Annotated in this window: 1 protein-coding gene and 1 pseudogene; one reads left to right on the forward strand and one right to left on the reverse strand. The window is 57.1% G+C overall.

All coding sequences use genetic code 11. The annotated features are described in order from the left end of the window. Nucleotides 1-366: pseudogene (locus PORUE0001_RS08605) on the forward strand (saccharopine dehydrogenase family protein); the annotation flags it as partial. 153 nt (nucleotides 367-519) lie between these two features. On the opposite strand, the gene PORUE0001_RS08610 reads toward PORUE0001_RS08605, so the two are convergent. After that, on the reverse strand, nucleotides 520-959 hold a 440-nt coding region (locus PORUE0001_RS08610), incomplete at its 5' end, for an alpha amylase C-terminal domain-containing protein (protein WP_007366062.1).

Below are 959 nucleotides of genomic sequence, written 5' to 3' on the forward strand. Positions count from 1 at the left end.
CGTGCCGATCCAATTCCTCAAGGCCTGTCCCTGCCTAATCCTCAGGAGCTGGGCGAGAACTATACGGGCGAAACCTCTATCGGCTGCCGCATCCGTGGCGTCAAGGACGGCAAGGAGCGTACCTATTATATATGGAACAACTGCTCTCACCAAGCAGCCTACCGTGAGACGGGCACGCAGGGTGTCAGCTACACGACGGGTGTCCCCGCTACGACAGGCGCACTGATGCTCGCCAAGGGCATATGGGGAGGCGCTGGTGTCTTCAACGTTGAGCAGTTTGATCCAGATCCCTTCCTCGAGGAGGTGGCTCGTCAGGGACTGCCGTGGCATGAGTCCTTCGACATCGACATTGAGTTCGAGAAGTAAGACTTACACATATAAATAACGAGTAACGACTTGTAGGGACGCACGCTCTGTGCGTCCGTTGTGTCCAAGGTTACGATGCTGTAACTTTCGTTCGACAACGGACGCACAGAGCGTGCGTCCCTACAAAGGGTTACTCGTATTGTTTTGCCGCTATCACCGCTTGCGCTGGTAGACTTGCGCTGAGCGGGAGGGCAGATAGAGTCGTAGCTCGGTGCCTCCCTCAGCGGTGGCGCGGGTGTGGTGCAGGACGCTGGCATCGATACGTCCGAAGCCTCCGCAGGCCACCGCATCGCTGTCGAGGAGTAGTTCGTATTGTCCCGCTGGCACGCCCTCGATGAGGTAGTCGGTGTAGCTCTCGGTGGGGCTAAAGTTGAAGGCAAAGAGGTAGCCGTCACCTCGCATGAAAGCGATAACCTGTCGCTCCGTATGGCTATGGTAGCAGTAGTCAGAGAGCTCTGCAAAGCGGGGCGTCAAGCGGCAGAGCGAAAGCATCCCTTTGTCAAAGTGTGCGAGCTGCTTGTAGCGCAGTAAGCCATTAGCCTGTAGCGACCACTGACGACGAGCGTACTGGTAGGAGTAACCATTGCCCTCAC

Source organism: Porphyromonas uenonis 60-3 (genome assembly GCF_000174775.1).
GTDB classification, from domain to species: domain Bacteria; phylum Bacteroidota; class Bacteroidia; order Bacteroidales; family Porphyromonadaceae; genus Porphyromonas; species Porphyromonas uenonis_A.